Annotated in this window: 8 protein-coding genes; 4 read left to right on the top strand and 4 right to left on the bottom strand. The window is 49.5% G+C overall.

What is annotated here, in order from left to right; genetic code table 11:
- Positions 1-60: 60 nt before the first annotated feature.
- Both D9T21_RS20135 and ansA read right to left on the bottom strand, forming a co-directional pair.
- Positions 61-897, bottom strand: a complete 837-nt coding sequence (locus D9T21_RS20135) for a DUF2797 domain-containing protein (protein ID WP_241155769.1) — start codon at positions 895-897, stop codon at positions 61-63.
- Positions 898-912: 15 nt separating this feature from the next.
- Positions 913-1,920, bottom strand: a complete 1,008-nt coding sequence (gene ansA / locus D9T21_RS20130) for an asparaginase (RefSeq protein WP_123326968.1) — start codon at positions 1,918-1,920, stop codon at positions 913-915.
- Between the two features lie 155 nt (positions 1,921-2,075).
- On the opposite strand from ansA, the gene D9T21_RS20125 reads away from it, so the two are divergent.
- The 4 genes from D9T21_RS20125 (at position 2,076) to D9T21_RS20110 (ending at position 6,790) form a co-directional block, all read left to right on the top strand.
- Entirely contained in the window at positions 2,076-2,894 is an 819-nt protein-coding gene (locus tag D9T21_RS20125; RefSeq protein WP_123326967.1) for an SAM-dependent methyltransferase, read from the top strand.
- 13 nt (positions 2,895-2,907) lie between these two features.
- The gene (locus D9T21_RS20120; protein ID WP_123326966.1) at positions 2,908-3,114 is read left to right on the top strand and encodes a hypothetical protein; all 207 of its coding nucleotides are present in this window, start codon (positions 2,908-2,910) and stop codon (positions 3,112-3,114) included.
- 89 nt (positions 3,115-3,203) lie between these two features.
- A complete protein-coding gene (locus D9T21_RS20115) occupies positions 3,204-4,877 on the top strand; it encodes a GGDEF domain-containing protein (protein WP_164464776.1) in 1,674 nt (557 codons plus the stop codon).
- Positions 4,878-5,008: 131 nt separating this feature from the next.
- Positions 5,009-6,790 carry a GGDEF domain-containing protein gene (locus tag D9T21_RS20110; RefSeq protein WP_164464775.1) on the top strand — a complete coding sequence of 594 codons (1,782 nt, stop codon included), beginning with the start codon at positions 5,009-5,011 and terminating at the stop codon, positions 6,788-6,790.
- Here the strand turns inward: D9T21_RS20110 and lipA are convergent.
- Both lipA and lipB read right to left on the bottom strand, forming a co-directional pair.
- The gene (gene lipA, locus D9T21_RS20105) at positions 6,783-7,745 is read right to left on the bottom strand and encodes a lipoyl synthase (RefSeq protein ID WP_105936800.1); all 963 of its coding nucleotides are present in this window, start codon (positions 7,743-7,745) and stop codon (positions 6,783-6,785) included. The two genes, D9T21_RS20110 and lipA, sit on opposite strands and share 8 nt — an antisense overlap.
- Positions 7,738-8,322 (bottom strand): lipoyl(octanoyl) transferase LipB, encoded by a 585-nt coding sequence (lipB, locus tag D9T21_RS20100; protein ID WP_241155773.1) that lies wholly within the window; start codon positions 8,320-8,322, stop codon positions 7,738-7,740. The genes lipA and lipB overlap by 8 nt, the downstream gene beginning before the upstream one ends.
- Between the last annotated feature and the right edge of the window lie 60 nt (positions 8,323-8,382).

Raw genomic sequence — 8,382 nt, 5'->3', positions numbered from 1 at the left:
CCTAGCCAGAAAGCCTGACAGTCTTGCTGAGTGGGCAAACTTCTATGCGGATTGGTATGATTAACTGGCGCTGAATTCCACCTCGTAGCCTGCATATTTACGAATATTAATCACCCGGTCACCATCGAGCATCCAGTACTGGCCTTTGATGCCGGTTAATACGCCGCTGAATTCCGGGGTTTTATCCAGGTTTATGGATTTAATCTTAACCGGGTAGTCCTCAACCGGATAGCCGATTTCATGGCTTACATCATCCACTGTAGTTACTGCCTGAATCCCTTTATCGGCGGTTATCTGAGCTAAATCATCGGCCAGTTTTTCGAGCATCTGATGTTTCAGAGCAATCAGATCCTGTTGGTCTGGTTGCCCCTTCAGCATGGTCCGCCAGTTGGTTTTATCACCAATATACTGCGTACATAATTGTTCAACCTTGCCGCTGGTGAGCCGGTCGGGCACTCTGAGCATAACGGTTGCCTGGCTGGCACCCTGATCGATCCAGCGGCTGGATATGCCGTCGGTGACGTGGCGGGTAATACCCACTTTCAGGTTACCGGTATTGGCCAGATAAACAAAGTGGTCGGAAAAACAGTTTTCTTCTCCCCACTCGGGCTCGCGGCAGGTGCCTTCGTGGTAGTGGCACTTTTCTGGTTTGATGATACAGGTATCGCACTGAGCCAGTGAGATCACGCAGGGATAACAATAGCCCTGATTAAAACTTTTTTTGGTTTTGCGCTGGCAATGGGTGCAATAAATGTTGCCCGTGTGCACTATGCTGACCGACTTGCCGATCAGCGGATTCATGGCCACTGAATCGTCACCTACCGGCAATTCGTAGTGAGCAACATGATCGGCATCGGTGCTGACGCGCATTTTTCTGAGAGTTCCTGAATACTGCATGTTTGTGTGTTCCTGTTAATTACTCAGTTCACCCTGCAAGCTCTGGCCAAGCTGGCCTTTAAGCTCGTCGAATGACAGTGACTGGCTGAGCAGGTAATGTAATTTTGCTAACGTGGCCTCCGGCGTCATGTCAAAACCGGAAACTACCCCAGCCTGAGAGAGGCCGTGCCCGGTTTTATAACCACCCATATTAACCCGGCCTTTAAAGCACTGGGTGCAGTTAACTACCACAATTTCTCTGGTCGCAGCGGTTTCCAGCTGGGTTAGCAGTTGTTTGTTCTGGGGGGCGTTACCCACGCCATAGCTAAGTAAAATGAGCGCATTGACCGGCTGTTGCAAGGTATTCTCAATCACCATAGGCGAGATCCCCGGATACAGACTCACTAAACCAATTGGTTGGGCGGTTACCTTGCTTACCTTCAGTTCGGTGTTGTCAGGCTCGGCAATTTTGCCAGCTTTAACCCGGATATTAATACCCGCTTCAAGCAGAGGCGGGAAGTTGGGAGAGTCGAAAGCATCGAAGCCATCCGCATCAACCTTGCGGCTGCGGTTACCGCGAAACAGCTTGTTATTAAAAAACAGGCTGACTTCAGCGATAGGATAATTGGCGGCAATGTACAGTGCATTTAATAAATTCACCTGACCATCAGAGCGCAGTTCCGCCAGCGGAATTTGCGAGCCGGTTACAATCACCGGTTTACTCAGTCCCTGCAGCATAAAGCTTAGTGCTGAAGCGGTATACGCCATGGTGTCGGTGCCGTGAAGGATGATAAAGCCATCAAACTTGTGATAATTCGCTGCGATATCATCGGCGATAAATTGCCAGTCGGCCGGGCTCATGTCTGATGAGTCCATCAGCTCGTCATATTCACGTAGCGTGAACTGCGGCATCTCCGGGCGATGAAATTCCGGCATCGAGGCCAGAGTTTTGGCCAGGAAGCCAGCCGCAGGCACGTAGCCCTGGGATGAAGGCCGCATTCCGATAGTACCGCCGGTATAGGCGATGTAAATCTGTTTACGCATGGTTTTACCATAAAGTACTGTTATTGGCGTGATTGTAACAAGGGATTGGTGGTTGGCTAAATGCTTAATGTCGCTATTAGTCAATTGATGAGTTCACAATGGTGAAAAGTTAACTGATAATAAACACAATTTTTGCAGTAATAGCAGGGGAGAGGATGAATAATAACGGATCTTTGGTGTGTGTCGGGCCCGGCATGATACTCGGAGCACATATGACAGAGCGTTGTAAAAATCATATCCAGCAGGCCGATGTGGTGTTTACCAGTTGTCATCCGGTTATTGAGAAATGGCTGGCGACGCTCAATCCCTGTACCCATTCGTTACAGCATTTGTATGCCGACAATAAAGATCGTCGCAATACCTACCGCCAGATGCAGGACACCTTGCTCAAAGAAGTCCGTAACAAGAAAAAAGTCGTTGGTGTTTTTTATGGTCACCCGGGAGTGTTTGCTCAGGTGCCTCACCGTGCTATTCAACAGGCTATTGATGAAGGTTATCAGGCGTGGATGGAGCCGGGGATTTCAGCCGACGCCTGCTTGTATGCTGATATGGGCATCGACCCCGGGGCTTATGGTTGCCAGCAGTTTGAGGCAAGTCAATTTATGTTTTATCAACGCCAGCTCGATCCCAGTGCCTATGTTATATTGTGGCAGTTGGGTCATGCAGGCGACTTATCTCTCACGCCGCGTCTGACCGGCGCGCCGGAAAGACAGGTATTGGTGGATATGCTGTTTAAGTATTATGCGCCTTCACATCAGGTGGCGATATATGAGTCGCCTTTTCTGCCCACTCAGCAACCGCGGATCATCTGGCAACGCCTGGATGGACTGCCTGAGGCGGATATATCTTTAATATCGACGCTGGTGATCCCGCCCGGGCGACGGTTAATCCCGAATGATGAAATTGTCACACGATTAAAGTCGATTTATCCGCCGTCACATGATAAAAATACAGCTAAAGCAGAAGGCTTATAATAAGGAGCAAAATATGGGTGCAATCTCTCTGTTAGAAAAATTAGGTGCCGACCCGAGCCTGAATATCAATGATCTATCGCCAGCAGAGCGCACCGAAGTGGAGCAGTTGTTAGCCACCTTAGCGCAGGAAAAAAACAACCCTACGCTTTCTATTAATGAGCCGACCGACCCGGATGATGACGATAACGTGCCATCCGAAGAGCCAGCTAAAAACGCTTAAACTGATTTTCCAATAACAGTAAGGTAAGAACGGTACAGATGCGACGTTTTTTTTGGTTCGGTTTTCTTCTGTGCGTGAGTTGGCCTGTATTGAGTTCAGAGCATATTGATAAGCTGCGGCATATCGATAGTGTTCGCCTCTCCGATCACCAAACGGCGAAAGCCGAACTGGCGAGTATTCCGGTGTCGGCTCTGGATACTGATGAAGTGCACTACTACCGCTATCTGCAATGTTTAATCCTAACCGTAGATAGTGAACTCACCGATATTATCGCCCGTTACGATAGCCTGCTGGAAGAATCGGTGCAGCCGGAGTTACGGATCCGCGTGCTGGGCTCGCTGATTAATTTACTTGGCGTAAAGCGCGACTGGAAAAGTGGCTTACAACGGGTTGAGGAGTTGTTGGCCCTGTTGCAGGAAATCCCGGATTCCACCTACAAGCCGGATGCCTATCTGAACCTCGCACACTTTCACCTGAATATTGGCCAACCCGAAACCGCCTTGCACTTTGCTGAAAGAGCATTCTCCAGTGAAACCTTAGTGCCACGTATTCGCTGCGGTTTGCACTTGGTGGTTATTTCAACCAAGTCCAAATTGCAACTCGATTCACTTAACCTTGCTGAGTTCACTGAGGCAGACCGGGTTTGTAATAATGCCGGTCAGAATTACACCATAGTCAATATCAACATTTGGAAAGCCAAGTGGTTGTTACAACAGAACCGTCTGGATGAAGCGCAGACCGTGCTAACGACCACGTTGATGAAAGCCGAAAACTTTCCTGCCAGCGGGCAGTTGATCGAAATTTACAGCTTATTTGCAATGGTTTACTGGGCCAATGAGGAGTATGACAATGCTAATGTTTACGCCGATAAAGTCATGGCAGTGGAATTTAAGGAAGATTTCCCGCAGCCGCTCATTGACACCTATGACATAAAACGGCAACTGGCCGAACGCAATGGCAATTACCAACAGGCCTACCAGTATCTGACAACCCGCCAGCAACTGGAACAGAATATGTACGAACGGCAACTGGCGGATGAAATTGCTATCCAGCAGGCACGTTTTGACATTGATGCCAAACAAAGTGAAATAGAGTTACTGGATAAACAGAATGAATTGCTAAAAGCCGAATCTATGCTTATTAACGAGCGTTTGGAAAATTCATTACTGGCACTGGCGTTGGTATCGATTCTGTTGTCATCGTTGTTATTCTGGTCGTACCGCAGCCGTAAAGTGCAGTCAAAATTAAAGATGTTTGCACAAACTGACGCGCTTACCCAGATTGCTAATCGTGGACACTTTACCGATTGTCTGACCGAAAGGTTAACTCAGGCGCAGAAAAACGGCAGCCTGGTTGGTTTGATCCTGCTCGACCTTGACCATTTTAAAAATATTAATGACACCTATGGCCACCAGGTCGGAGACTGGGCATTAATTCAAACCGCTAAAGCCATTAAAGAAAGTGTTGGCGACGATAACATTGTGGGCAGGTTAGGCGGCGAGGAGTTCGGTGCGGTGATTACCGGTAAGCTGGAGGGCGAAATTATGCACATTGCCGAACGTTGCCGGGTGGCGATTGAGAACATTCAGTCAACCATGAGTGAGTATCAATTTAAGTTAACCGTGAGTGCCGGCGTAAGTAATTCCTCTCAGGCAGGTTATAAGCTTGAAAACCTTTATGCTGCAGCCGATTTAGCACTCTATCAGTCCAAACATTATGGTCGCAACCGGGTTTACGAATACTCGTCAACATTGGTAGGTTAATTCTTTACATTTACTGCTATATTTACCCCTGCGAGCGTGCCTGGCAAGCATCGTAAACTGCGCGGGGATTTATCCTTAATTGTCCGTGCAATGATTAATAAGTCCGTCTGTCTGAAGTTAAGGCAAGTTATTTGGTATTGCGAGTAATTCCCGGGCCGTTATGGCAGCTATCCGGTGTCATTGGATTGCTGATAGTAATGCTTTCGTTGCCGGTCAGCGCAACAGAAACCCCAGCACAGTTGTTGGCGCAAGCCGACACGCTGCGAGTCAGCGATCCCGCCAGGTCACGGCAGATTTTACAGGCACTAAACAACCAGTCTTTAACGCCGGATGAGCAGGATTACCGAGATTATCTGTTCGGATTTCATGCTGCAATAGCCAGTGATTCTGACGGCGCAGTTAGCATTATAGAGCCTATAAGTCGCAGACACCCGGCTGATGAGCTTGGCTTACGCGCCAGAGCTACATTACTCAGTATTTACTATGGTTATCGGGAATGGTCAGAGGGTTTGCTGCTTTCTGTCGAACTAAAGGCACTGTTAGGCCAATTGCCGCGGAACAATACCTGGTATACAGCGAACATTAGTGTGGTGAATTACTATATCAACCTGCAGATGTACGACGAAGCGCTGCAGTTACTTGAACGGGTTACTGGCTCTGAACTAGCACAGGTGAGTGGCGTGATGCGATGCCGTTATATTGGGCAGGAATTTAGAGCTCAGAAAGGGCTTGATGTTAATGCAATTACGCCTCGCTGGCTGGCAACGCTGGAAGCTGCTTGTCTGTCATTGCCAAAAACACTTTATACCATTGAGCCCTTTTTGAACTGGACGCGGTATTTACTCGATTCCGGGCAGCATGAGGCCGTTTTAGCTGCAGTCAGGCGTCATGAACAGGCCGTTAAAGCACTCAACTATTTTTACTATTGGGTTGTGCTTAAAAACATTGAAGCACAGGCTCTCTATGCATTAGGCCAATACGATAAAGCCGAAGCTAAAATAGACCCAATACTGGCACGGCCGGAGATGGCAGACTATTCAGAAGGGCTGGTCACCGCAGCTGCGCTAAAAGCGAATATCCGTAGACAACAGAACGATTACCAGCAGGCCTACTACTGGCAGCAAATCGCCATCGACAGTAAGAGTAGTCAAAACCGCCTGGCAGCTACCAAACAGCTGGCGGTGAATAATGCCCAGGCGACGCTGCGCCAGGCAGATGAGGATCTTCGCCTGCTATCCAGTAAACAGGCATTGCTGGCTAATCAGCTTGCCCGGGCTGAACAAAACGTTATCGGCACTTATTTACTCATTGCGCTGGCAGCTTCGCTGGTGTTTATCACGGTTTTCAGTATTCGTAAGTTGCAAAGTCAGCAGCAACTACTGGCCAGACTCGCCTCAAAGGATTCGCTCACCGGGCTCGATAACCGGCGTGAATTTATGCAGGTCACGCAACAGGCACTGCGCAGCAATGACACTGAAGAGCCGCTCAGCCTGATCATGTTTGATCTGGATAACCTGAAGTGGATTAACGATAACTATGGTCATCAGGCCGGCGATTGGGTGCTAACTGAAGTTGGCAATATCCTCATTGCGCGCCTGGCAGAGAACACGGTCAGTTGTGCGCGAGTCGGCGGCGAAGAATTTGTACTGTGTTTAAAGGGTAAGGATGTCGAGCAGGCATTGGCCTACTGTAATGACATTCAAAGCTGGCTGGCCGGTATTGATACTAAAGTGAAACTGGATGGTTTGCAGCTCAGTGCCAGTTTTGGGGTGTGCGATACCAATCAGGTAGGTAAACAACTGGACTCGCTTATCAGCGGCGCCGACCTCGCTATGTACAAAGCGAAAAAAGCCGGACGCCGCCAGGCCGTTAAATACCCGATGGAGCAGGGCAGTAAAGAAGAGGCTACTTAACCTCTTCTCCGGCCGCCTGACGGTCGGCATGGTAACTCGAACGTACCATTGGGCCACACGCGGCATGGGTAAAGCCTAACGCCTTAGCGGTATCGCCAAGCGCATTAAATTCATCCGGGTGTACATAGCGTTTTACCGGGAAGTGGTGACGGCTCGGCTGCAGGTACTGACCCAGTGTCAGCATCTCCACATCGTGCGCACGCAGGTCTTTAAGAACCTCAGCAATTTCTTCCTGACTCTCACCCATGCCCATCATCAAGCCAGATTTGGTTGGCACGTCGGGGTGTTGAGCCTTGAATTTTTTGAGTAAGTCGAGCGACCACTGGTAATTGGCACCTGGTCGACATTCGCGATACAGACGCGGAATGGTTTCCAGGTTATGGTTAAACACATCCGGTGGCGCATCTTTAAAGATCTCCAGCGCACGGTCCATACGGCCACGGAAGTCCGGAACCAGCACTTCAATCTTGGTCGCCGGGCTGTGTTCACGAATAGCTTTAATACAATCCACAAAGTGCTGAGCACCGCCATCACGCAAGTCATCGCGGTCTACCGAGGTGATCACCACGTATTTCAGCGCCATTTCTTTAATGGTGGTGGCCAGTTTAAGCGGCTCTTCGGCGCTTGGTGGCAGCGGTTTACCATGGGCAACATCACAGAACGGGCAACGGCGGGTACAGATATCCCCCAGAATCATAAACGTGGCGGTACCATGGTTGAAACATTCCGCCAGGTTAGGGCAGCTTGCTTCTTCACAGACCGAGTGCAGATTATTTTTGCGCAGGGTCTGTTTAATGTGATCAATCCGGTCAGTAGTGCGAGGCAGCTTTATTTTGATCCATTCCGGCTTACGGAGCATTTCCTCTTTCTCAGTCGGAACGATGGTAACCGGAATGTGCCTGACCTTTTCATCATCGCGGAGTTTTACTCCGGCTTTTGCCTTTACGTTACTCATTAAAGCCTTCTATTGTTTGCAAATTGGGCAGAGCGAGTTTGGCCTGTAAATGGCCTAGCATCAGCTCTGTCGCTTCTTGAATGTTATCCGGCCCGCCTAGACGGGCGCAGTCTGTCATGGCCATACCCTGGTAGCCGCAGGGATTGATTCGCTCAAAAGGCGTCAGGTCCATATTAACGTTGAGCGCCAGACCATGAAAAGAGCAGCCTTTACGGATGCGCAAGCCCAGAGAACATATTTTCTCACCATTAACGTATACGCCAGGTGCATCGGGCCGGGCATTAGCGGTAATGTTGCGGTCTGCCAACGTGGCTATTACTGCGTCTTCCATCGCGCTTACCAGCTCGCGAACGCCCATTTTACGGCGTCTGACATTGAGCATCAGATAGATAACTAACTGGCCTGGTCCGTGATAGGTGACCTGTCCGCCACGGTCAACCTGCACTACCGGGATATCACCGGGCATCAGAATGTGTTCAGCTTTACCGGCCTGACCCTGGGTAAACACCGGCTCGTGTTCAACCAGCCATATTTCGTCGGCGTCTTCAGCGGTACGCTGATCAGTGAAGGTTTGCATGGCCTGCCAGACCGGCTCATAAGTTCGCTTGCCTAACTGCCTGACAATCACCTTATCCTG

This window comes from Marisediminitalea oceani (genome assembly GCF_003731635.1).
Lineage (GTDB): Bacteria > Pseudomonadota > Gammaproteobacteria > Enterobacterales > Alteromonadaceae > Alteromonas > Alteromonas oceani.
This window is presented reverse-complemented; position numbering and strand designations above follow the sequence as displayed.